This is a genomic window from Glaciihabitans sp. UYNi722, assembly GCF_040549465.1.
Lineage (GTDB): Bacteria > Actinomycetota > Actinomycetes > Actinomycetales > Microbacteriaceae > Lacisediminihabitans.
In genome coordinates this window covers 14,266-37,391 of the sequence record NZ_JBEPTL010000025.1, presented here as the reverse complement: position 1 = coordinate 37,391, position 23,126 = coordinate 14,266, and the positions used below count along the sequence as shown (strand labels likewise).

24 protein-coding genes are annotated in these 23,126 nt (G+C 58.9%); 10 read left to right on the top strand and 14 right to left on the bottom strand.

Going from position 1 to position 23,126, the window contains the following annotated elements:
• Positions 1-46 precede the first annotated feature (46 nt).
• From ABIB56_RS15610 to ABIB56_RS15590, 5 genes are all read left to right on the top strand, one after another.
• A complete protein-coding gene (locus tag ABIB56_RS15610; RefSeq protein ID WP_354570149.1) occupies positions 47-805 on the top strand; it encodes a carbohydrate ABC transporter permease in 759 nt (252 codons plus the stop codon).
• Positions 802-2,361, top strand: coding sequence for a sulfatase-like hydrolase/transferase (locus ABIB56_RS15605; protein ID WP_354570148.1), 1,560 nt, complete (start codon positions 802-804; stop codon positions 2,359-2,361). Before ABIB56_RS15610 ends, ABIB56_RS15605 begins: the two co-directional genes overlap by 4 nt.
• Positions 2,358-5,438, top strand: a complete 3,081-nt coding sequence (locus ABIB56_RS15600; protein ID WP_354570147.1) for a glycoside hydrolase family 2 TIM barrel-domain containing protein — start codon at positions 2,358-2,360, stop codon at positions 5,436-5,438. Before ABIB56_RS15605 ends, ABIB56_RS15600 begins: the two co-directional genes overlap by 4 nt.
• A 120-nt stretch (positions 5,439-5,558) precedes the next feature.
• A complete protein-coding gene (locus ABIB56_RS15595; protein ID WP_354570146.1) occupies positions 5,559-5,732 on the top strand; it encodes a hypothetical protein in 174 nt (57 codons plus the stop codon).
• A gap of 12 nt (positions 5,733-5,744) precedes the next feature.
• Positions 5,745-6,773, top strand: a complete 1,029-nt coding sequence (locus ABIB56_RS15590) for a zinc-dependent alcohol dehydrogenase family protein (RefSeq protein ID WP_354570145.1) — start codon at positions 5,745-5,747, stop codon at positions 6,771-6,773.
• Here ABIB56_RS15590 and ABIB56_RS15585 read toward each other — a convergent pair.
• The gene (locus tag ABIB56_RS15585; protein WP_354570144.1) at positions 6,710-7,027 is read right to left on the bottom strand and encodes a hypothetical protein; all 318 of its coding nucleotides are present in this window, start codon (positions 7,025-7,027) and stop codon (positions 6,710-6,712) included. The two genes, ABIB56_RS15590 and ABIB56_RS15585, sit on opposite strands and share 64 nt — an antisense overlap.
• Before the next feature lie 291 nt (positions 7,028-7,318).
• Here ABIB56_RS15585 and ABIB56_RS15580 point away from each other — a divergent pair, with 291 nt between their 5' ends.
• From ABIB56_RS15580 to ABIB56_RS15570, 3 genes are all read left to right on the top strand, one after another.
• The gene (locus ABIB56_RS15580; RefSeq protein WP_354570143.1) at positions 7,319-7,633 is read left to right on the top strand and encodes a transposase; all 315 of its coding nucleotides are present in this window, start codon (positions 7,319-7,321) and stop codon (positions 7,631-7,633) included.
• An 84-nt stretch (positions 7,634-7,717) separates the two neighbouring features.
• Positions 7,718-8,227 carry a DDE-type integrase/transposase/recombinase gene (locus ABIB56_RS15575; RefSeq protein ID WP_354570142.1) on the top strand — a complete coding sequence of 170 codons (510 nt, stop codon included), beginning with the start codon at positions 7,718-7,720 and terminating at the stop codon, positions 8,225-8,227.
• Positions 8,228-8,231: 4 nt separating this feature from the next.
• Positions 8,232-8,441, top strand: a complete 210-nt coding sequence (locus ABIB56_RS15570; protein WP_354570141.1) for an integrase core domain-containing protein — start codon at positions 8,232-8,234, stop codon at positions 8,439-8,441.
• A 229-nt stretch (positions 8,442-8,670) separates the two neighbouring features.
• On the opposite strand, the gene ABIB56_RS15565 is transcribed toward ABIB56_RS15570, so the two are convergent.
• Genes ABIB56_RS15565 through ABIB56_RS15555 form a run of 3 tightly spaced genes read right to left on the bottom strand, consistent with a single transcriptional unit; the run spans position 8,671 to position 11,503 of the window.
• A complete protein-coding gene (locus ABIB56_RS15565) occupies positions 8,671-9,969 on the bottom strand; it encodes a sulfatase-like hydrolase/transferase (RefSeq protein ID WP_354570140.1) in 1,299 nt (432 codons plus the stop codon).
• Positions 9,966-10,868 (bottom strand): carbohydrate ABC transporter permease, encoded by a 903-nt coding sequence (locus ABIB56_RS15560; RefSeq protein WP_354570139.1) that lies wholly within the window; start codon positions 10,866-10,868, stop codon positions 9,966-9,968. The genes ABIB56_RS15565 and ABIB56_RS15560 overlap by 4 nt, the downstream gene beginning before the upstream one ends.
• Entirely contained in the window at positions 10,865-11,503 is a 639-nt protein-coding gene (locus tag ABIB56_RS15555) for a carbohydrate ABC transporter permease (RefSeq protein WP_354570138.1), read from the bottom strand. The genes ABIB56_RS15560 and ABIB56_RS15555 overlap by 4 nt, the downstream gene beginning before the upstream one ends.
• Positions 11,504-11,519: 16 nt before the next feature.
• Here ABIB56_RS15555 and ABIB56_RS15550 point away from each other — a divergent pair, with 16 nt between their 5' ends.
• The gene (locus ABIB56_RS15550) at positions 11,520-11,660 is read left to right on the top strand and encodes a hypothetical protein (protein WP_354570137.1); all 141 of its coding nucleotides are present in this window, start codon (positions 11,520-11,522) and stop codon (positions 11,658-11,660) included.
• A 119-nt stretch (positions 11,661-11,779) separates the two neighbouring features.
• Here the strand turns inward: ABIB56_RS15550 and ABIB56_RS15545 are convergent, their stop codons facing one another.
• A complete protein-coding gene (locus ABIB56_RS15545) occupies positions 11,780-13,069 on the bottom strand; it encodes an ABC transporter substrate-binding protein (RefSeq protein WP_354570136.1) in 1,290 nt (429 codons plus the stop codon).
• Between the two features lie 151 nt (positions 13,070-13,220).
• Between ABIB56_RS15545 and ABIB56_RS15540 the strand changes: the two genes are divergently transcribed.
• On the top strand, positions 13,221-14,444 hold the full coding sequence (locus ABIB56_RS15540) for an ROK family transcriptional regulator (protein ID WP_354570135.1): 1,224 nt from the start codon (positions 13,221-13,223) through the stop codon (positions 14,442-14,444).
• A gap of 110 nt (positions 14,445-14,554) precedes the next feature.
• Here the strand turns inward: ABIB56_RS15540 and ABIB56_RS15535 are convergent, their stop codons facing one another.
• The 9 genes from ABIB56_RS15535 to ABIB56_RS15495 form a co-directional block, all read right to left on the bottom strand.
• Complete coding sequence (locus tag ABIB56_RS15535) at positions 14,555-15,199, bottom strand: DUF1016 N-terminal domain-containing protein (RefSeq protein ID WP_354570158.1); 645 nt, start codon at positions 15,197-15,199, stop codon at positions 14,555-14,557.
• Positions 15,200-15,414: 215 nt separating this feature from the next.
• Complete coding sequence (locus tag ABIB56_RS15530) at positions 15,415-16,866, bottom strand: amidase family protein (protein ID WP_354570134.1); 1,452 nt, start codon at positions 16,864-16,866, stop codon at positions 15,415-15,417.
• Between the two features lie 19 nt (positions 16,867-16,885).
• On the bottom strand, positions 16,886-17,347 hold the full coding sequence (locus ABIB56_RS15525) for a cupin domain-containing protein (protein ID WP_354570133.1): 462 nt from the start codon (positions 17,345-17,347) through the stop codon (positions 16,886-16,888).
• A 16-nt stretch (positions 17,348-17,363) separates the two neighbouring features.
• On the bottom strand, positions 17,364-18,128 hold the full coding sequence (locus tag ABIB56_RS15520; RefSeq protein WP_354570132.1) for a cysteine hydrolase family protein: 765 nt from the start codon (positions 18,126-18,128) through the stop codon (positions 17,364-17,366).
• On the bottom strand, positions 18,125-18,949 hold the full coding sequence (locus tag ABIB56_RS15515; protein ID WP_354570131.1) for a creatininase family protein: 825 nt from the start codon (positions 18,947-18,949) through the stop codon (positions 18,125-18,127). The genes ABIB56_RS15520 and ABIB56_RS15515 overlap by 4 nt, the downstream gene beginning before the upstream one ends.
• A gap of 28 nt (positions 18,950-18,977) precedes the next feature.
• The gene (locus ABIB56_RS15510) at positions 18,978-19,859 is read right to left on the bottom strand and encodes an ABC transporter permease (protein ID WP_354570130.1); all 882 of its coding nucleotides are present in this window, start codon (positions 19,857-19,859) and stop codon (positions 18,978-18,980) included.
• Positions 19,856-20,605, bottom strand: coding sequence for an ABC transporter ATP-binding protein (locus ABIB56_RS15505; RefSeq protein ID WP_354570129.1), 750 nt, complete (start codon positions 20,603-20,605; stop codon positions 19,856-19,858). The genes ABIB56_RS15510 and ABIB56_RS15505 overlap by 4 nt, the downstream gene beginning before the upstream one ends.
• A gap of 19 nt (positions 20,606-20,624) precedes the next feature.
• Positions 20,625-22,010, bottom strand: a complete 1,386-nt coding sequence (locus tag ABIB56_RS15500; RefSeq protein WP_354570128.1) for an amidohydrolase family protein — start codon at positions 22,008-22,010, stop codon at positions 20,625-20,627.
• A gap of 41 nt (positions 22,011-22,051) precedes the next feature.
• Complete coding sequence (locus ABIB56_RS15495) at positions 22,052-23,113, bottom strand: ABC transporter substrate-binding protein (RefSeq protein ID WP_354570127.1); 1,062 nt, start codon at positions 23,111-23,113, stop codon at positions 22,052-22,054.
• Positions 23,114-23,126 lie beyond the last annotated feature (13 nt).

Sequence of the window (23,126 nt, the reverse complement as noted above, 5' to 3'; positions counted from 1 at the left end):
ACGGCAGTGGCCTGTTCATATAATCCTACTTATCTCAGGTCTACTCATGATCGTGCCGTTCGTTTGGCAAATCTTGACAACCTTTAAGAGTGAGACAGAGGCGCTCGCCGTTCCGTCCGACATCCTCCCTGCGCAACTAAATTGGCAGAACTACTTAGACGTTTTTGTCCGGATTCCGCTAGGCGCCATGTTCGTCAACTCTGTGGCTTCGGTGCTGATCCGAACCGCGGCGCAAGTTTTGTTTTGCTCGATGGCGGGCTACGCCTTCGCGCGACTAAGGTTCCCACTTCGGAACTTTCTGTTCGTGTTGTTACTGGCGATAATGATGGTGCCGCGAGAGATCTACTTGCTGCCCCAGTCCGAGATTATGAAGAGCCTAGGGTTACTTAATACAGTTGCTGCTCTCATCGCCCCGGGATTGTTCAGCGCATTTGGGACCTTCCTGATGCGCCAATTCTTCGCCACCCTGCCAATATCGCTGGAGGAGGCGGCCAGGCTGGACGGAGCTAGTCGATTCCGGACGTTCTTCTCTGTGATGCTTCCTCTGGCACGTCCGGGACTGTTAGCTCTCGCGATCTTCACAGCGCTGTGGTCATGGAACGAGTTGTTGTGGCCGCTCATCGTGAACTCCGACGCCGACAAGCTGAACCTGTCCGCAGGTCTGGCCTCGCTGACCGGCGAGTATGTGACCAATTATCCGATGCTCATGGCCGGATCTCTGATGGCCGAGCTACCAATGATCATTGTTTTTCTGCTCCTACAGAAGAGATTCGTCGAGGGCATAGCCGGGACGGGAATCAAATGAGTGAGACAATTCGCCGTCCCAACGTGCTCATCTTTATGACAGATCAGCAAAACGGCAGCACTGTCGTCCCAGGTGCGCGTCCCCGCGCGGTGACACCCCATCTCGACGCATTCCGTGAGCGCGCCGTCACCTTCCGGGATGCCTTCGCGACCGCTCCACACTGTTCGCCCTCCCGCGCAAGCTTCTTCACTGGCACATATCCGAGTGAGCATGGCGTTTGGAACAACGTGAATGTCGGCAATGCCCTGGCTCGGCACCCCCGCCCGGAGGTGCCCTTCTGGTCCCGGTCGTTCGAGTCGGAACAGTACCAGCTGGCCTTCTGCGGAAAGTGGCACGTCAGCAGCATGGCCACGCCCCGGGCATACGGTTGGACCGAACTGAACAGCGGCGACGACTTTGGTTTAGGAACTACCTTGCCTTCCCCCTTGGACGGTGAGATAGTGCGTAACCACGCACGCGAACAGGAGATCGATCGTCTTCGTCGAGGTAGCGGTCTCGACGAAGATCGGAAGAGAGGGGCCGGCGAGATAATCCGTCCAGGTTGGCCTGCCTTCACGCTGTATGGAACGGAGGAACTCCCGTTTGGCGACGAGGGCGTGGTCTCCGCCGCAGAGGGTTTCATCGCCAACCAAAAACGGGAGTCTCCACCATGGGTCCTTTACGTTGGCACACTAGGCCCCCACGATCCATATACCCCGCCAGCAAGATTCCTCGACCTCTACGATCCAGATGACATCGAGTTGCCGCCGAGCTTTGACGATCCGATGATCGACAAACCGACCTTGTACCGACGCACGCGTGACGCGTTTGACCAGCTCTCCGAAGGCGAACACCGAGAAGCATTGCGACACTATCTCGCTTTCTGCAGCTACGAGGACGAGCTTTTCGGGCGATTAATCGATGCGGTCGATAAGACGAGCGCAACTGAAAACACCGTGATCCTCTATGTCTCCGACCATGGAGACTACGCGGGAGACCACGGATTGTGGGGCAAAGGCCTTCCTTCCTTCCAGTCTGCTTACCGGGTCCCGCTTATTATCGGCGGCCCAGGAGTGTCATCCGCGGTGCAAGGTACAGTCCGCGCTGAGCGCGTTTCTTTAGTGGATTTGGGGCCGACCCTCCAGGAGTTGTGCGGACTTGCCGTCGACAGAAAGTCATCCGGCCGCTCGCTTGTTCCAATTTTGGAAGGTGTAGACGAAACGGCTTCGCGCCGACAGGTGATCTATCAAAGTAATGGGAACGAGGCTTACGGGATCCAACGTGTCGTCATTCACGATCAGTGGAAACTCGTCGTCAACCTGTTCGACGACGACGAGTTATACAACTTAGATGTTGATCCAGATGAGCAAGTTAACCTGCTTGGAAAACGCGACTCCGCTCGCCGAACGGGAGTAGCGCCAGCCTCTCGGGTGCCGGAGGATGTCCTACCGCGCGTGCGTGACCTTTACGCACGCCTGTGGAGGTTCGCACTCGCACACGACGATGCCATCCTCGATGACTACATCCTCACTGCACTTGAGACCTTCGGGCCGGGCTCTGCTCTGGAGGACTCATGAGTGGGGGTGTGCGGCCCGAGTATCTGAGCGATCGGCGACCCGGTTATGGTGCCGAGCCGGCACGATCCTGGTTGCATTCCACTTCCGCCCATTTAGATCTTTCGGGCCAGTGGGCATTTCGCTTATTGCCTCACGACGCTATCGGCTCTGCCGGGCCACACGCATTCGCCAGCCTTGACCTGGACGATTCGACCTGGGAACGTATCGCAGTCCCGTCGTCATGGGTACTAGATAATGAAGCGAGGTTCGGCAGGCCGATCTACACTAACGTGCAGTTTCCCTTTCCCATCGACCCACCTGCGGTCCCTGACGACAATCCCACAGGCGAGTACCGCCGCGAAGTCGAGCTTGAGGACAGCGTGATCAGCGGCGGACGGCTGATCATTCGCTTTGATGGCGTCGAGTCGGCATATCGAGTGTGGTGGAACGGCACGCCCGTCGGGATAGGAAAAGGAAGCAGGCTTGCTCACGAATTCGACGTCACCAAGCTCGCCCGGCCCGGGCGGAATGTGCTCGCCGTACGTGTGCATCAATGGTCAGACGCGAGCTATCTGGAAGACCAAGACCAATGGTGGCTACCGGGGATATTTCGGGACGTGACTCTCCTTAAGTTATCTGACGACGGCATCGACGACGTTTGGTTACGGACTAGTTGGCGCGATGGGCAGGGTGTCATCGACCCGGAGCTACGAGCACCGGACAGTGCTTTCCCAGTCAGACTGTCCATCGAGGAAATCGATATTGACGTACTCTGGAGATCACCTGAGGACGTTCTTCCACTGGCTATCGGCGACATTGCACCCTGGTCAGCTGAATCCCCACGGTTGTACAACGCGCGCGTCGCATCTCGCGGCGAAATCGTCAGCATGCGCCTTGGCTTTCGGACTGTGGAAATTCGCGGGGACCAGCTCCTGGTGAATGGCCAGCGTCTCGTCATTCACGGAATGAATCGCCACGAAGCGCACCCTGACCGCGGCCGCGTATTTAATGAGGAGCATGCGCGTGCCGATTTAGCGCGAATGAAGAGATTCAACGTCAACGCCATCCGCACGAGCCACTATCCGCCTCACCCACGGTTACTTGACCTTGCTGACGAATTGGGGTTCTGGGTCATGCTTGAGTGCGACCTTGAGACCCATGGGTTCGAGCCAGCTGGAGTTCCAGGGGGTGAGCGACGCCAGGAATTTGACCGACTCTCGCGCCTCGTTGACAGGGACGGCGCTCACGCGGCCCCCGGACATTCGGCCTGGGCGGGAAACCCGAGCGACGACCCTGAATGGCGCGATGCATATCTGGATCGGATACGACGGACTGTCGAACGGGATAAGAACCATCCCAGTGTCGTCATCTGGTCGCTTGGTAACGAGTCGGGGACGGGCGCCAACCTCGCGGCGATGGCTGCTTGGGTCCACGACCGTGATCCCGACCGTCCCCTCCACTATGAAGGGGACTACGCAGGGGCGTACACCGACATCTATTCCCGGATGTACGCAACCATTCCTGAGGTAGTGTCGATCGGCAGCGATGCCGCGTCGCTACTTTTGGGCTGTTCTAGTGCGGAGTCGTACCGCCAGCGTACGAAGCCTTTCCTTCAGTGCGAGTACGCACACGCTATGGGGAATGGCCCAGGCGCGCTCGATCAATACGAGGAGATCACCGATCGATTCCCGCGCGTTCATGGTGGGTTCGTTTGGGAATGGCGTGATCATGGAATTAGTGCCGTCACAAGCGACGGGCACGAATACTTTGCTTATGGTGGTGATTTCGGCGAGGTGATCCACGATAGCAACTTCGTTATGGACGGCATGGTGCTGTCAAATGACGTGGCCACACCTGGGCTTCACGAGTTTGCTGCCGTAGCAGCACCATTCCGGATCGAAAGTTACAGCAGCTCGGTGCGAATAACAAACCGCCGCCACGATCTGTCTTCCGACGATGTCGAATTCATTTGGCGTGTCTTAGAGGACGGCAATGAGGGAGCTACCGGTGTATTCTCGGTGCCCCCAATAGCAGCAGGCGATTCGGTTCTTCTGGCGATCCCGCAAGCTCCAGATAACTCAGTTCCCCATACTGAGCGAGTCCTCGACATAGAGGCACGAATGCGTCAGAAAACGGCTTGGGCGGTTGCTGGCCATGTTGTCTCTCGGGGCCAGATCCCACTCGGCGCGCCGGTGAGGCCTCGTCATCCAGTATGGCAAGGTGTCGGCAGCAGTGTAGGTCAATCGCTGTCGCTTGGTCCCGCCCGTTTTGAGGACGGTGAGTTGGCAAGAATTGCAGATATGCCAGTGGAAGGGCCCTTTCTGTGCCTGTTTCGGGCACCCACCGACAACGACGAGGGCACTTCGGCTGGCGGTTACGCGAATGTCGACCCTTGGACGCAACCCGTTGGAGTTTCCGAGAGCGCGGTGGCAGACACATGGCGGCGGGCGGGCCTCAACCGTCTGACGAGTCGACTACTCAATCGTGAGGTCGGCGCGGTCGGAGTCCGTGAATTGCGACGATGGAGTGCAGCGGGTAGGCGCGAATCAGTCGTCGTCGAAACTCGGTGGCAGCAAGCTGAGAACGGGGTGCTGCTCACTGCAGACATCCAACCGTCGGCGGGATGGGACATGGTCTGGCCGCGGATGGGCCTTGTGTTCGGCTTACCTTCCGGCCTGGTGGAAGCATCTTGGTTCGGAATGGGACCTGGCGAAGCTTATCCAGACAGCATGCGCGCCGCACGACTGGGACAGTGGAAAGCACCAATCGATGAACTCGTAACGGACTACGCGATGCCACAAGAAAGCGGCCACCGCCCGGGCCTGCGCCAACTCGAACTGAGCGGAGAGGCCGGGAGGCTCAATGCAGCAACAATCGCCGATTCTCAGGGCCGACTACCCGGGTTCACAGTGCGCCGCCACTCACCCACCGAGGTTGCGCTCGCCAAGCATCCGTTCGAACTATCGGCGCCCAACCGCACCTGGCTCCATATCGACGTCGCGCAACATGGCCTTGGATCGCGAGCCTGCGGCCCTGATGTTTGGCCCAGCTTTGCCTTGCGCCCGCATGCCGCAACGCTCCGGCTGATCTTCTCGTGATTGGTACCCAATCACTACGAACAGGCGAGTGCCCCACAGAGCTGTCGTATTCGACGGTGCGTGACTACCGTCCCCCCGATTCACGGGTTTACCTAGTAGTTATCGCGGCTGATTCTTTGGATGGCCCGCGCAGTCCGGCAGACGGAGGATCCACTCGCGTTCTTGCGGGACGAGACCCCCTTCGGCGACCTCGCCGCCGAAGCGCGCTTCGCAAAAGACTTCACGGATGCCCTGGATGCGCTCCACACAGGGAGCTCGGTCAACACTCGCCGCACTCCTCGCTCAGAACGGTAAGGAAACCGCACTATGAAAGCCGCATATCTTCCAGGCAACCGAACTGTCGCCATCCACGAAATCGATACCCCGCGTCCGGGTCCTGGTCAGATCCTTGTGAGGATGCGAGCATCGACGATCTGCGGTAGCGATCTGCGCGCTATCTACAGGGAGCACCTCGGTGAAGGACCGGAGGGCTACCAGAACGTCGTCGCTGGGCATGAACCGTGTGGAGAAGTTGCCGAGATCGGTTCGGGCGTCGAGGGCTTCGCTCCTGGCGACCGGGTCGTCGTTTATCACATCAGCGGGTGCGGGCAGTGTGACGACTGTCGTCGCGGCTACCAAATCAGTTGCACCTCGCCGCGCCGGGCAGCATATGGCTGGCAACGTGATGGGGGCCACGCCGATTTCCTTCTGACCGAAGCGCGTGACTTGCTGCACCTACCAGCTAGCCTGACCTTCCTCGACGGGGCGTGTGTCGCCTGCGGTTTCGGCACCGCATACGAAGCATTGTGTCGACTGAACATCTCAGGACGAGATCGTGTGCTTGTGGTCGGGCTGGGTCCGGTTGGTCTCGCGGTCGGACTGCTGGCTCGAGAAATGGGCGCCACCTCCATCGTGGGAGTGGATCCGAGCAGTGAGCGCCGCGCTCTGGCAATTCAGCTCGGCGCCGTCAGCGACGTGTCCGATGGTTCCGACCTCGAGACGCTCCTCCCTGTCGGAGCGGATGCCGCGGTCGACTGTTCCGGGGCGGGAGCGGGGCAATTGTCGGCCATCCAGAACACGCGACGCTGGGGTCGAGTCGCCCTTGTGGGCGAAGGCGGTCAGCTCAGTGTGGACGTCAGCGCCAATATTATCCACCAGCAGTTGACGATCTTCGGCTCATGGGTCTCGTCTACTATCCGGATGGCGGAGCTGCTCGACAGGCTGGATCATTGGAAACTCCACCCGTCGGTCGTCGTGACCCAGAATTTCTCGATCGATCAGGCCGCTGACGCCTATGCATTGGCCGACTCTGGGGTCACCGGTAAAGTGGGTATTGTTTGGCCCGAGGCTTCCTGACGATTCGGAAATTCATGTCCCGCTTCCCATTTTTTCGCGATCGAACGCAGCGTGTGACGGATCGAATCGTCCGGGGTTTCCAGCGCGCGCGGGCGCAACGCTGCGCAGTGGCGGGCGAGCATTCGCTGCGTCTTCTTGGCAGTCTCAGTGCGGAGTTGTTCCGGTGCTTGCACGATCATCGCTTTGAGGGTGATCATCGCTGCAGAGCGATCTTTGGCCGCGGTGTCATGGGCGTCTTTCAGTTGCCGGATCATCTCCACGGCCCCGTCGGCGGTCTTGGGGATTGACGTGGCGAACCCGGCTAGCACGGCCCTGGCTGCGTTCTCCGCGACGGCGTGTCGAACTTGCCGTTGAGTCTGCGCAGTTGGCGGTCGGGGCGGGAACCTCGATCACTTTATGCCCGTGGCGGCTAACGAATGAGGTCAGTCCTGCGCCATAAGAGCCTGTTTCTTCGATGCCGAACGCGATGATCTTCCCAAACCCTGCAGCCCATTGAATGGCCTTGACCCCGTTGGGTGGACACCTCACAAGAGAGAATGTTCATCATGGCAAGGACACGTCGGGAGTTCACTCCTGAGTACAAAGACGAGGCCGTAAAGCTCGTCATCAACACCGGCCGGGCGGTCGCAACGGTCGCCCGGGAGCTGGGCATCAACGAGGCTTCGCTGGGACGGTGGGTGGCCGCGTTCAAAGCCCGGCAAGACCCAGGTGGGACGACAGTGACCGAGTCCGAGCGGGCCGAATTGTTGCGTCTGCGTAAAGAAGTTGCGGATCTGAAGTTGGATCGGGCGTTTCTAAAAAAAGCGTCCATCTTCTTCGCCCAGGAAGCCTCGGATACGAACGGGAAGCGTTCGTCTTGATGCTGGCGGAGAAGACCAGTTTCAGCATCTCCCGGACGGCTCGATTGCTTCGGGTATCCCGTTTACGGCTACTACGCCTGGCTGTTGCGGAAGCCCTCGAAGCGCACGCTGCGTCGGGAGACGATCGAGCAAAAAGTGATGTGGTTCCACGGCGACTCGGACGAGGTCTACGGATCCCCGCGGATCCTCGCCGACCTCCGCAGCGACGGGGAGATCATCTCCCGCAAAACCGTTGCCACCACCATGCGACGCCTGGGCTTGGTCGACATTTGTCCGAAGAGATGGAAGACCACCACGATCATCGACCACGCGGACGCCTACCCGGTCGATGCGGTGAAACGGGAGTGGGACACCGGTGCATTGAACCAGGTTTGGGTTGGGGACATCACCTATTTGAGAACGTGGGAAGGATGGATTTACCTTGCCACCGTCATCGACTCGCACAGCCGCCGAGTTATCGGCTGGGCCATCGCTGACCCAAGTGATCTTCCACAGCGACCGCGGAACGCAATATGCGTCCGCTCAAATCACCGCGTTCGCGGCCGCTCATGGCATCACCCGATCGATGGGATACACCGGCATTTGTTGGGATAACGCGATGGCTGAGAGCTTCTTCGCAACATTGAAAACGGAGTTCTACTACCGGCGTGTGTGGCCGACGAAAGCACGTACCGCCCGGGAGGTCGGGGCGTGGATCGAGGAGCGTTACAACCGCCGCCGGCGCCACTCCGCGATCGGGCACGTCAGCCCAGTCGAGTTCGAACTGCAATACTCAACCCAGACCGCGGATCTTCACCTCGCCGCTTAACCCCGTGTCCACCAACCGGGGGCAAGGCCATACACGTGGGGATTGACGCTATCGTGAACGAGTCGTTCGACACGGTCCTGAACTATCTGAGCATCGTTATGAATAGTGGCCCCTACTTTCTCAAAATTCGTTAGTGATAGTTGTGGCACCTGAAGCAACCCATGGTGTAGCCGCTCCGAACACTTGGGGTTATCGCAATGTGCCCGTCAGGAGAGGGTCTAGCTCTCTCCTATGGGCGCATGGCATTCAACCAGCCGGCTATAGCTATTCGACCTTCGGCGAATTGCGCAGATTTCTCGTCTCGAAGGTTGCGACTCTCGTGGGGGTCAACTTCGAGATCGAAGATACCTTCCCGCACAGCCACGGGCGCCGTCATGCTCTCGGTCACGTCGATAACAACCTTCCACCGCCCGCTCCGTACCGCGGACTGGCCCTCGTAGGACCAAAAAATCGGCCGCTGCGGGACGTCGGCCTCACTAACAATTGCCGGCAAAAGCGATATCCCGTCCGATTCGACGGGAATTTGGGTTTCGTCGCCATCCACGGCGTGCAGGATCGTCGGGAGGAGGTCCATCATTGCTCCGACGACCGTCGCGTCTTGTCCAGAGGGAATCGTTGAGGGCCAGGAGATCATTGCTGGAACTCGGACCCCACCTTCAAACAGAGAGCCTTTATGTCCACGGAGCCCGCCCGTCGATCCGCCGTTGTAGGAGACTTCCTCCCCATTCAACCAATTTCGTTCCTCAATCGATGGCCCGTTGTCGGAAGACATAAAAATGATCGTGTCTTGCCGTAGTCCGAGCCGGTCCAGTGTGCCGATGATTTCCCCTACGCCGTCGTCCATAGCGGCGATCATGGCGGCCATGATCCGACGATCCTCTGGGAGGTGTGCAAAACGCGCCACGTACTCTTCGGGAGCGTGAAGCGGGTAGTGCGGTGCATTGAACGGAACGTACAAGAAAAAAGGCCCGTCGGCATGTTGTTCGATGTACTCCGACGCGCGTCGGGCGATGACGCTTGTGAGGTACTCGCCGTTAAGCCAGATCTCGTTCTCGTCTTCCCAGAGATCGTGCAGCGGGTTCTCGTCGCCCCAGTAATAGATGTGCGAGTAATAATCTACGCATCCGGCAAGGAAGCCGAAGTGAGTGTCAAAGCCGCGGTCGAGAGGTGTGTAGGACGATTCGACACCGAGGTGCCATTTTCCGAAGATCGCTGTCGACCATCCGCGATCGCGCAGTTCGCTTGCCAATGTCGGCTGATCTGGGAGACCGACGGTGTGACGTGACCCGCCCAAAATCGCCTCAACTCCGGCATGTGCGGGGTATTTCCCGGTGAGCAGAGATGCTCGAGATGGTGAACAAACCGGGGAGTTCGAGTACCAGTTGGGCAGTCGGGCCCCGGATGCGCTGAGCGCATCGAGGTGAGGGGTCTGAAGATCCTCTGCTCCAAAGCACCCGAGGTCCCCCCATCCGAGGTCATCAGCGTAAATGACGACGACGTTTGGACCACTCGGCTTGTCTACATTCATTCCTTAACGCTCCCCGCGGCCATTCCCGCTACTAATCTTTTCTGGACGACCGAGAACAGCACGATCGTTGGGACTGCCGCGACTGTGGCAGCCGCCATGATCACACCCCAATCTGCGGAGTATTCCCCAAAGAACCCAGCCAGACCGACCTGTACAGTTTTCAGCTGTTCGCTGGTGAGGAGCACGCTAGCGAACAAGAACTCCTCCCAGGTTGCGATGAACGCGGTCACTGTAACGGTGACAATTCCCGGCAACGACACCGGCATGATGATCCTGAAGATGACTCCGAGCGTGGAGCATCCGTCCATTCGGGCTGCCTCGTCAAGAACTGTAGGAATGGTGTCGAAGTAGCCAAGCATCAGAAAGACCGCCAGCGGAAGCGTCATCGCCGTGTAGACGATGATTATTCCCGCATAGGAATTGACGAGTCCAATCGCGGAAAATAGTGTATAAACCGGCGTGACTAGGACCACGAACGGAAGCAATTGAGTGCTAATGATTAGGAAAATCATCGCCCTACGAAATCGGAAACGAAAACGAGAAAGTCCAAAAGCAGCGATGTTCGCGAGAATGACGGTGAAGAGAGTGCTGATACATGAGATCATCAGACTGTTGAGGATGTACCGCGCAAACGATGTTCCATTAAACAATCGCTCGTAGGAGGCGAATCCGAGACCGGAGAAGAACTGGTTCCACGGGACAGCCCCGGCAAGAGCATCTGCAGGGCGAAGTGAGGTAAATATCATCCAGACAACGGGGAAAATAGTTACTGCGAGCAGTACGAACGTCGGGATGATGATCAGTAAATCGCGGAGTCGCCGCCGGTTCGGGCTGCGACGTACAGCGGATTTAACTCCGCCAAGGTCCGTTGTGTGGTGTGGAGAAGTTACGACGGTCACGCTCTCGCTCCATTCTCGCGGTCGGCCAGTCGAAAATATATAATCGCGAAGATTGCCACGACAACGGACATCATGATCCCGATTGCGGCCCCTTGGCCAAGGCTGTTGTTGATGAACGCAGCCGAATACAACCGCGTCGCCAGCACTTGGGTATATGTGCCTGGCCCGCCGCCGGTGGCCAACCAGACATAAACAAAGTTATTGAACGTTTGGATTACGGTCACGATCACAATCACTGTGATCACCGGGCGAAGGTTTGGAACCGTGACATGAAGAAACGACTTCCATGCTCCCGCATGATCCAACGAAGCCGCCTCGTACTGGTCCTTGGGTATCGACTGCAGCCCTGCCATAAGTACGATGACGACGAAAGGGAGTTCGCGCCATACGACGATGGCGATAATCGACCACCAGACTGTTGACGTATCTGCAAGGAATGGAATACCTCGCGGGATCACACCAAGTCCGACGAGTACCTGGTTGAGAACCCCGGTGTTTCCGTCCAGTATCCACTTCCAACTGGCTACGGCGACCACCGGCGGCACCATCCACGGTAGGAGGACTGCCGTGCGACAGACGCCACGGAGTTTCCATCGTGCGAGGACATCACTTTGGAGTAAGAGCGCGATCGCCATACCGAGAACGAGTCGAATGACCACGGTGAGCGTGGTCAACCAAAACGCACTGTTCCAAGCGGCCTCCGCTGTCTGGTTGTTGGTGAACAACGCGGTGAAGTTCGATAACCCCACCCAGATCGCCTCTCCCGGTGACTGGTATGGGCTGAGCTTCTGAAAGGACAAAATGATGTTGTAGACCGCAGGAAAGGCGAACAAGAGCGCAATCACAATGAGCGCCGGCCCAATTAGGAGCAAGGGCTCGTGCCTCGTCGACTGAGAATTTGCCATTTCGGATTAGCCTCCTATTCCGGCCTTCAAGCCTGAAAGAATCGCCGTTGCAGCCCGCGAACTACTCGACTGGCCCGAGTAAACTGCGGAGAACTGCTGGTTGACTAGTTGTTGCATTGACACAACCGGCATATTCGATCCGATGTAACGCCCGAATGACACCGAGTGTGGAAGTTGCTGTACGAACCCGTCCTGATTCTTTGGAACAGTGAGGCTTTTCAGCGTGGATTTCGACGCGGGATATTGCTCATAAGTCTTAAATGTCGCAGGACTCATGAGGTATTGGATGAACTCCCACGCTTGCTGCGGATGCTTCGCGTTCCTGTTGATGGCTAGGCCGCGTCCGCCCAGATGGGTGGAGCCGTCCTTGAGCCCTCCTGGCATCGGGGCCGTGGTGACTTTATCCCCTGCAGTCTTCACCAGCGTCTGGAACGTCTGCGGCGGCGCATACGTCATCGCACAGGAACCATTGGCAAGGCCATTAGCGATCGACGGGTCTGTGTAGTCGTTGACCGACTGGAACGATTGCGGAGTTGCTCCCGAAACGAACAAGCCATTGAAGTAGTCGATCGTGGACGTCAGTTGCGATTGGGTGATGTCGGTCACCCAGGAGCCCGCCGAGTCCTTCTTTACGAAGCCATGTCCGTGGTTCCACATGTAATAGTTGATCGCGAACCATTGGGCGGCCGTTGCCGAGCCGGAAGCTCCGAAACAAAAGCCTGCAGTCTTACCCCCGGACTGCTTACTGATCGCGGTCGCATCGCTGGCCAGTTCACCCCAAGTGGCGGGCGGGGAAGAAATTCCGGCCGCGGTCAGTGCGGATGGCCGGTATACAAGCGCCATGGTGTCTGCCGTCCACGGGACAGCCCACATTTTGCCGTCGAACGTGACCATGTCCTTGGCGAGTAGATCACCCGTCCCATGCGCCAAGGGGTATTTCTTCATCAAGCTGTTGAGAGGCAGAAGAATCTTCGGCTGGGCGAGGAACGCGACATTCGCATACGGCACCTGTACGACATCCGGCCCGGATCCCGAATTGGCCTCGCGGGCGAGTTGCTGCGGATTAGACGGACTCAACGTTTGCATATCGACCTGGATATCCGGGTGCAACTTATTCCACTTGCTTACTGTGGACTGCAGGCCAGTAACTTCGGCAGCCGGGTCGAATTGCTGAAATACGAGATGGACGGTTCCCGAAGAATTAGAGCCCACACTTCCGCCAGTGGAGCATGCGGTCAATCCGACCACGAAAGCTGCTGCACAGGCCACAGCTACTGCGGCGCGGTTTCTCCTCATGCGTTCTTCTCCGTTGAAGATAATTACTGCGTTTTCACGCAGGCGATTGAGAACTTACAGTAATGCAATCAAATTGATTTGTCTACGATTCGCTCCGAAAACCAGGTAATATTTGGGGTCAGGTTGGGCAACCCAGAGGCGGAACAAAGCAATGATGCAACGCGGCTCCAATTTGCCTCTCGTCGCCGACTACAACCAGGTTCTCGTCGTTGACTCCATCCGTAGGCACTCCAAACTCAGTCGCGTTGAGCTCGCCGATCAGACAGGACTTTCCAGTCAAACGGTGTCAAACATTTGCCGAAGACTCGTCGAGCAAGGCCTTATTCAGGAGTCAGGTCGAGTCACCGGTGCGCTGGGAAAGCTGCGTAGCGTTTATCAGATCAATCCGAGCAGCCGGTGTGCTATCGGCCTTCACATTGACCCCGCGCGTACTGTCGTCGCGCTCGTCGATCTCTCCGGCCAAGTTATGGACCGAGAATCGCTCGTGAACCCCACAACCGACAACCCCGCCGAACTCATAGACGCAATCGTGTCGCACGTGCGGACGCTTGTTGACCGACATGATTGGTCGCGGAGGAGATTGAGTGGCCTGGGCGTCGCTTCCCCTGGCCCGCTCGGCATGGACGAGGGCACCGTGATCGGGCCGCCAAATCTCCGCGGGTGGACCAGGGTGCGACTTCGCGAACAATTAGAGGAACGCCTCGGTATGCAAGTCATATTGGAGAAAGACACGGTCGCCGCCGCGACCGGTGAGCTCTGGGTCGATAACCTCACCTCTAAAAACTTTGCGTTCATCTATCTCGGCGCAGGCGCAGGCGCAGGCATCGTGCTAGATGGCGAAGTGATGCACGGCGCATCGGGCAACCTGGGCAACTTCGGGCACTTGAGCGGCGACCCTGACGGCCCCCTCTGCTATTGCGGTGGTCGCGGCTGCCTGGCGGTGACGGTCATGCCATCAGTCCTTGTAGAACGCGGTCAAAATGCGGGAGTTCTCGGAGCCCTCAATATCGACAGCCCAGTCGAAGTGGAGACAGCGATCGCCGAACTCTGTCGGAAAGCAGACGAAGGCCTCGCCGCGGCTAAAGCGATTGTGGACAGCGCCGCGCAAAGTTTCGCCCGGGCCGCAGCAAATCTGACGAATATGCTCGACCTGGACACGATAATTTTCGGCGGACCAAATTGGCGATCATTCTCGCCAACATTTATGCAGGTCGTACCGCCGATCATAGACAAGCTCCACATCTTCGGCAGCGTTCACGGGGTGACTGTCCGCGGAACCGCTCTCGGTGAGGATGCTGGTCCAATAGGCGCAGCGTCTCTCGTTCTTGCAAGCGCCGTGTCAGCACATCCGTCGCGCCTCGTTCTCCCCATCTGATTGACCTCTTCGTGTTGAGGGGCGACATGGCAACTTGTCGGTTACGTGCGCGTCAGCGCCCTCGACCAAACAATCGTCCGACAGCTCGACGGGATCCCGGTCGACAAGATCTACACCGACCTGGCATCGGGAACTATCAGAAGAACCGACCAGAGCTCGGGAATCTGGTCGACTTCTTCCGAGATTGCGACGCCGTGCTGGTCCACTCGATGGGCCGTCGGGCGTCGTAACCTCGGTGACTTGAAACAGATCGTCGGCCGACTCACGGCCAAGGGCGTACCGGTTTTTCGCGATCTGCTGCGCAAGCTCCGAATCGGGTGCCGACAGCTGCCGAGCGAAGTTAGTAGGACCAGCCCCGCCACGTTACTGGTTTGGTTCATGATCTGGTTCATCAACACGTTCCGCGACCAACCCCTGCGCCGCCGCCGCTGCCGCGTCCCAATCACCGGTGCGCGGATTGTCAGATTGTCGAGCGGGACGGTGATATGACGCCACGGCAATTGTCCAACAGGCCGTTGGACAATAGCGTTCTCGCCCGACCACCCAGCAGCGAACGCGCGCTTACGAAAAAGATTGCTTCTCGAGAGGCCAGTTATTCGCGGAAACTCGGCATGTAAATCGGCTGCCAGCTGGCCGACGCCCGCGCTCCCCCAGCCTCGAACGGCTCGCTGCGCTATAACCTCATTGCCAATCTGCCAGTACAGCTTGATCAGCCGGATCCCTCGCCATCTCCAAACCCGATCAGGAAGTCTCATCAAAGGATCCTTTGATAAGATCTTCATGGCGCATCTTTGGAAAGCCATTGAACGATGCCGTCGAAGGTGCCCACCCCAGGGATCATCCAGGCATTCACGGATCTGACACGTCCCATGGCCTGGTTACCCGGCCGGGTCCGAAGAGCAGTCAGGAAATGGTCCCTTGTCAAAGTAAATCGACTCCTCAATAGCACCGGTCAGGCTCCAGGATGCGCCTACCACCATGATGGTGGCGGAACATAACTGACCAGTCCAGCTTCCTCAGCATCGGCCGCGAATTGCAGTGACGTGTAGTCCTCAAGGTAGGGGGCGAGAAGCTGGGCGCCGATTGGCAGGCCGCTCTTTGCGCCTGCCCCCAATGGGATCACGGTGCTGGGCAGCTTGGGGAGGCTGGCCTGTCTGCTCCACCGCCATGTCTGCTCCGCCGCTATCACTCCATCGTCGAAGGGAATGGTGCGATCTTCGGCCGGTACGTCGCTGAGAAGAGGCGCGGAAGTTGGAGCTGCGGGACACAACACAATGTCGAGTGTCGAGAAGACTTCGGATGCCCATTCTTGCGTCGCAAGCGCCTGGGCCTCGAGCGCTTCGATGCCTGCGCGGTAGGACTGGGTCACGAGGCGCGAGAAATCACCTCGCTTGCCCGCGTTCATACCCGCGTTCCGCAGGTGTTCTTCCCAAAGTGCTGGCTCAAAGCCGTGCACAATTTCCGAGGCGTGCAGATGCTGGAAGAGACGCTCTCCTTCGATGCCCGTGCCCGGAGGAGTTTTCAGCTCACTGATGAGCGCGCCCGCGTCTGAAGCGCGATCGGCGAACGCTTGCAACGCCGCCCGGGTTTCTGCGTCAACGTCGGCCGCGTCGTTTTCTAGCCAAAGGCCGATCCGAATACCGTGAATGCCGACCACGCGAGCTGGTGGTAATTCCACGTTCCAGCCGACTGCCTCTGGGCCCTCAACCCCGATCATGTGGTCGAAGAACAGCCGAGCGTCCTTCGCGGATCGAGTCATGGGTCCAACGGCAGAGACGAGCGGTTCGAGCAGTCCGGAAGTTGGCCAGGGCATCTGCCCGATCTTTGAAACGATTCCATTGCTCGGTCTGTGCCCGAACAGGCCGCACCAGGCGGCTGGCACGCGGAGTGATCCGGAGAGGTCACTGCCGAAATCAACTGCCGATATTCCTGCGGCGACCGCGGCGGCCGCACCGGAGGATGACCCGCCCGGCGTGCGGCCGAGATCCCACGGGTTGCGAGTGGTGGCGAACTCAGTGATTGCTTGGTAATCGGCAAGATAGACCGGTGCGTTGGTCTTGCCCACGATGATGCCGCCAGCTTCCCTCAGCCTTCGGACAACTGGGGCATCCCGCGTCGCAACGTGCGAATCACTCAACCGGCCGTGAGCTGTGCGTAGTCCAATCGAATCGATGGAGTCCTTGACACTGACGGGCAGCCCCGCGAGAGGCCCGATCGCACTTCCGTTCGCCCGCGCCGCGTCAATCCGCCGCGCAGCTGTAAGCGAGGCAACAGGGTCCCAGGCGCTCATCGCCCCCAATTCCCCGTCGCGTTCAGCGATGCGCTCGTGGACCGACTCGATCAACTCCACCGCTGTGAGCGTTTGTTGGGTGAGTTGATGGAGGAGCGACGTTGCTGAGTTCTGCAGGAACGAAGTGTCCATCGTCCGCTTCCTGTGTCAGCTAGTCGGTAGCCAACGCGGCGAGCCCGGTGAAGATTGCTCCCTTGTCTTGCGCGCCGAACACTTCCGGCTTTCCACTGGTAACGAGATGTTCAAAACCGTGCTTCATCGCCCCGAGATCATTGGCCATTATCGTCACCGCGTACAGACGTTCGGTGGCGGACGTGTTCTGGATGTGATGTACGGATCCGCTCGGCAGTACAAGGACGTCGCCTGCCTTCAAGTCGACGGAGTGTTCGTCGCTGACAGCCTTTCCCGCGCCGTTAAGGATGATGAAGATTTCAACGGAGTCCGGGTGGGAATTGTCTGGCTGCACGCCGTTCGGTTCCCAGATCTCGAAAAATACGCTGGTTGCCGATCCCTCGGAAGGGCCGGTGAGGTGGGTCAGTTTCACCGTGTCGCCGGGCGCGATTCGGTATGTCGTGAGGTCGTCGATGTGCTTCAGGATGGGTGGGGCGGTCATGATCAGCGTCCTTTTTTCAGAGAGCGGTCGGTGCGATAACGGCGCCGACCAGGTGGTCTGTGGTTGTGGTGAATCCATAGCACTGTCGTACGTTGTAGAGGGTGGCGTCGAGGCAGAATGCAGGTGACGTGGTGGCGCTTGCGCCCTCGATCATGATGACGTCGTAGCCGAGACACGCGGCATCCGTCAACGTAGCTAGCACGCACTGATCGGCGTTGACGCCGGCGAACAGCACCGTGTCGACCTGGAGTTGCCGAAGAATGCTGTCAAGAGGTGTATCGAAGAAGCCACTCATGCGGAACTTGTCAACGTGTATGTCCGAGAGTGCGGGCTCAAGTCCGTTCACGATCGACGCGCCCCAGCTGTCTCTCGTCATTACGGCCTCGCTGCGTCCGGCTCGATCGCCGATGCCGCCGCCGGTCCCGTCGGGGTCATAGACGTGCGTGACGCCGGGCGGAAGGTTTGCGAGGTCAGGACGATTTCCCCAGTTGAGCCAGATGACGGGCACTCCTAAAGATCGAAGAGGCGGGAGGATACGAACAAGCGGTTCAATGGCGGCGGTTGCTGCACTCACGTCCACACCGATCGTGTCGAGCCATCCACCCGTGGTGCAGAAGTCGTTCTGCATATCGACAACGACGATCGCCGCTCGGGACAGATCGACACTTAGTCTCTGAGGGAGAGCGTCGAGCTCGACCAGAATTGGCGCCCGTCTGGCACTGGCTGGCCCCTGCAGATCAACGTGGGTCGGCGACAGCCCCCAGGCACGTCGGATGCTCACGCCAAGCCTTGTGTGGCGCTGGCTCGTGTTGCAGCGGCCGTCGGAAGCGACGGGAAAGAGAAATCGCGGATCTCAATAAGAGCCTCGGCCAGCATCTTCGTCTGGTGTTCGACGATGCGGTCTCCAAGTTCGCGGCTTGCTGCCGTCGGGTCGCCGAGTACCCCGGAGCGCGAAAGGTCATCGGTAATCCATGCAGTCGGAACTGTACCTTCAAGTGTCAGATGTTTGAGGTTGCGATACATTTCGCCAACAATGTCGCCATCTTTGACGGCGTGGTCCATTTGGACGAGTTCCGGCGCCAGCGACCAGACGATCGACGTTTCAATCTGCCCGGCATGTATGCCATAGAGCGGATCGGACTCGATAACGCCCGTGGGTAGACCGAATCTGGAGGGCATCAGGGGAAAGACCTCCAAACCGGACTGGACTCGTATATCTCGCGCTACAACGTCCAGTAAACTCGGCTGGCCACCGTGGCCGTTCACGAACACGAGCTTCCGGAATCTGGAAGCCGCTAGCGAAGCGCCAAGGTCCATGCAGACTGCCATGAGAGTGCTGGCGGACATGGCGATCGTTCCTGCGCGACCGAGGTGCTCCGTTGACTTTCCATAGGAGATCGTGGGTAGTTGCCACACGTTGCTGCCGGCGGGAAGTGACCGAATGGCAAGGTCTGAGATTCGCTCGGCAGTCAGCGCATCGGTAATGATCGGCAGGTGCGCACCGTGCTGTTCGATGGCGCCGATGGGTTGCACGATCACCGCGTTTGAGGTGTCAATTGCGGCGACATCAGCCGTGGACAGGTGGGCCAGAAGGTGAGTCATTTTAACTTTCGGTTCGGGGGGCGAGCGTCTACTCTTCGGTGGGAAGCGCCGACTCGTGCCATCGCTTCAGCAACTGACTCTCAACAAGAGCGACCGCGCCGAACAGGATGAGCGAGACCACACTTGCCAAGAGGACTGCGACGAAGAGTTCTGGAGTGCGAAGCTGGTTAGCGTCGAGTGTGATGACGTAGCCCAGCCCGCCCTTTCCGCCACCGACTCCGGCAACGAATTCGCCGACGATGGCACCGATTACGCTCGATCCGCTCGCGATTCGCAGGCCGGTCAGGATCTGCGGAAGCGCGGATGGAACTCGAAGGGAAAACAACTGGACGCGCGGTGGTGCTCCGGCCATCCGATAGAGCTGCACGAGATTGCGATCGGTCGATTTGAGTCCCTGCAGAGTGTTGGCGGCAACCGGGAACACGGCAATCATCGCTGCGACGAGGACGTTAGTTGCCTGGCCCGGTCCGAACCACACGACGAACAGCGGCGCAACCGCAACGATCGGGATCGTTTGGAGGAGTACCAGGTAGGGGTACAGTCCTCGTTCGGCGACATTCCAGCGGGCCATGATGAGTGCTGCGACGAAACCTGAAATGGCCGCGAGTGCGAACCCGAGGTAGGCCTCCTGCATCGTAATAAGTGCCGCGGGCAGCATGTCTGCGAACCTGCTGATGAGGGCGTCATAAACGTCGATCGGCGCTGGCATCAGATAGGGCGGAAGGCTGAGGAGGGTGATGGCAGCTTGCCAGGCGATGAGGGCAATCACCAGCGCCACAAGGGGGGGGAGCACGAATTTTCGCCACAAATGGCGAGTGGAACGCGAGCGAACAGGAATCGGGAGTTCGGTCGTGACCTCGGCTTCCGCTGCGGTGGCTGCCATGACGGCGACGTCCTTTGATATGGTCATGCTGGTTCTCCTGCCAGCAGCTGTGAAATGGTATTGACCGTGGCGTCGAGCGCTTTGAGGTCACGTGGCGCATCATCAAGGGTTGGCGGGTTTGGTGATTCGATTACTCGGGCGACGCGGCCCGGGTGTGAGGCCATGACGACGATCCGGTGTCCCAAATAGACGGCTTCGCGGATCGAATGGGTGATGAACATCGCACCGAAATGGTTGACACGCCACAGTCGAAGCAATTCGTTCTGCATGTTGTCGCGCGTGAATTCGTCGAGTGCGGCGAACGGTTCGTCCATGATCATGAGCTCTGGAGCGCTGGTGATGGCGCGAGCAAGAGAAACACGCATCTTCATGCCGCCTGACAATTGCCGAGGAAGCGCTCGCTCGAACCGGCTCAGGCCGACCGTTTCGATTGCCGCGAGAGCCGCCGCGTTGCGTTCGGCCTTGCCAACCCCTTTCAGTTTTGCTACGAGCGCGACGTTGTTGCGCACGTTTCTCCACGCCAAGAGAGTCGGGTCCTGGAACACGTAAGCAAGCTCCTGCGTCCGACGGATGATCTCCCCATCGGTCGCTGCAGTGAGCCCAGCCGCTAGGCGGATTACTGTCGTCTTGCCGCATCCAGATGGTCCGACGAGCGAGACGATTTCACCCCTATCGATACTTAGGTTGAAGGGGGTGAGCGCCCTGAAGCCATTGCTGAAGGTTTTGGATACGCCATGAAACTCGATGAGTGGACTGCAGATGTCCTTGCCCACTGGGCGATTGGCTGCAGTGCTAGTGGTGGTCATTTCTGCCTTCCAATTGTGTTGGGGTGCCGAGAAGCCCCAGAGTGCGCATTCGCACTTCGATTTGCTGGCCAACGGCGGGTTCATCCACGGTAAGTACGGTCGAGTTCTTAACGACAAGCACGCCATCCACCCAGACTGAGCACACATCTCCGGGTGACCCGCCGAATACAACCGCTTTACGAAGGTTGGGTGTGCCTTTGTAGGGAGCGCACGTCACGCCGAGCGTGACAAGATCGGCACGGTAGCCCGGCTCTATCCGGCCAACGACCCCGGGAAGGCCGAGTGCCCCGGCGCCGCCATCCCACATCATTCGCAGAGCATCGACTTCGGTGAGCCGCGTGGCGTCCAACGTCCGAAGGCGGTCCGACAGAACCACCCACTTCAACACCTCGAAGATGTTCTGGCCATTATTGCTGGCTGGTCCATCGGAACCGAGTGCAACGGTCACGCCGTCTGCGAGAAGGTCCGAGACGGGAGCTGGTCCGGAGGCGAGGTACGCATTTGAGACCGGGCAGCTAACTACAACCGTGTCTGTGGCAGCGAGCATCGCGCGCTCACTCTCGTCCAACCAGACCGAGTGAACCAATTGAGTGGTCGGCCCAAGCAGCCCATGGCGAGAGAAGAATTCGACCTCCCGAACGCCATATTTCTCCAGGGTGAAGTCCACGCTCGCACGTGTCTCGGCGCAGTGCGCGTGAAGGCCAACGCCGTATTTATGCATAAAGTCGCTGACAGCGCTGGCGAGTGCGCTGCTCGCGAGCCAGGTCGTTTGGATTGCCGGCTCGATACGGATTCGACCGTCGGCGGCTCCCTGCCACTCTTGGAGGAAGATGCCCGTGTTATTCAAATACTCGGTTACGGACTCCTGTCGAGCTTCGTCGGGATTCGTCCCGATGAGGTTCACGTCCACACCACCGCGCGCGATAAGGCCGCGGATGCCGATCTTCTGAAACGCGCGGGCGACGCGATGGGCGTTCTCCTTCGACGTTTGAACGTAGTGGTTCTCGAGAACGCTGGTGACCCCGCTCCTGAGATTCTCGGCGAGACCGCCGAGAGCGGCCATTTCAAAATCGTCCGGAGTTAGCAGCGGAATGACAGGCCAGATGTCGTGTTCCAGCCAACCCTCGAGGGAGCGGTTCGTAGAAAGCCCACGAAGCATCGACTGGAACAAATGGCAGTGTGCGTTGATGAAGCCGGGCATGAGAACTTGGCCAGTGGTGTCGACCACAATATCCGCGGCCGCCAGCGTTGATTGGGGAGCCGCTCCGGCAGCGCACTCGACGATGATTGCATCGTCGACGACAACGTAGCCGCGGTCCATCTCGTGGTCGGCAGAGCCGATGACGGCGCCTCCGGTGTAAACAGTTCTCATGCCCGACTTCCTGAGTCAGCTAATCGAGTCGACTATTCGATTCAGAACGAGCCAGCGGGTGCAGCTGGAAGGCTGGCCGGTGCGGCCACTTTGGGGAGCATCGTCGAGTCAAAAAGGTCGGCGGGAGCGACCTTCTTCGTCAGAATGCCCAGATCGGTGAGCTGACTGACAACAGTCGTCCACCGCTTCATGGTCATGACTCCGAGTTGGGCCGCCCCGTCCCCGGCGGTGACGTACTTACGCTGGGCATCCCACGCAAACCAAATGGACTGAGAGGTCTGCTCTGTGTTGACCTTCTTGAGTACGTCATTCGTTGTTGTTGCGACTTTGACGTCGCCCATGTAGGCGGACCATCCCTTCATGGACGCCGCGAGGAACTTCTTCACCACATTGGGGTTCTTCTTCACGAATGCCTTTGTCGCGAACACAACGTCGTTATAGGGGTTGAATCCCGCGGATGCATAGCTGAAGAACTTAGTGTTGACGCCTTTCTGTTTGGCCTGATAGACCTCGTTGGTCGGCCAACCCTGTTGCACCAGATCCTTGTTGGCAATGAAGTTCGCGATTGAGCCGGAGTATGTCTGAGTCGTGAACTTGAGCCCCTTGGTCTTTTCGAGGTAAGCGGTGCCAGCTTGCCCGGTCTGGACCACAAACGTGTGACCCGACATGTCGGCGAATGAACTCACACCGCTGTCAGCGTGAACCATGACCCCGAGAGGGTTGGTCTGGTAGACGGCCGCAATTGCGACGATTGGTATTCCTTGTTGTTGGGCAAGCGCGATGCTGGTCGCATCTGAGATCCCGATGTCCGCCCGCCCGCCCGCGACGATTTGCGTGCCGGAGACGGTGGGGCCACCCTGCTGGATCGAAACCTTGAGATTCGAGTCCTTGAAATATCCTTCGGCTTCGGCTGCGTACATGCCCCCGCTTTCGGGATCGGCATACCAGCCGAGTACAACCTTGACGGGTGTGTCAGCGCTTGAGGTCGTGGCAGGACTGGCACCTGTGCTGCAGGCGCTCAGAGCGATGGCGACGGCCGCAACACCGGCGGCGGCAATGAGCCGGTTACGCCGCTGAGAAGTGCGGGCGAAGACTGTGTTCATGTTTCCCTCCAGG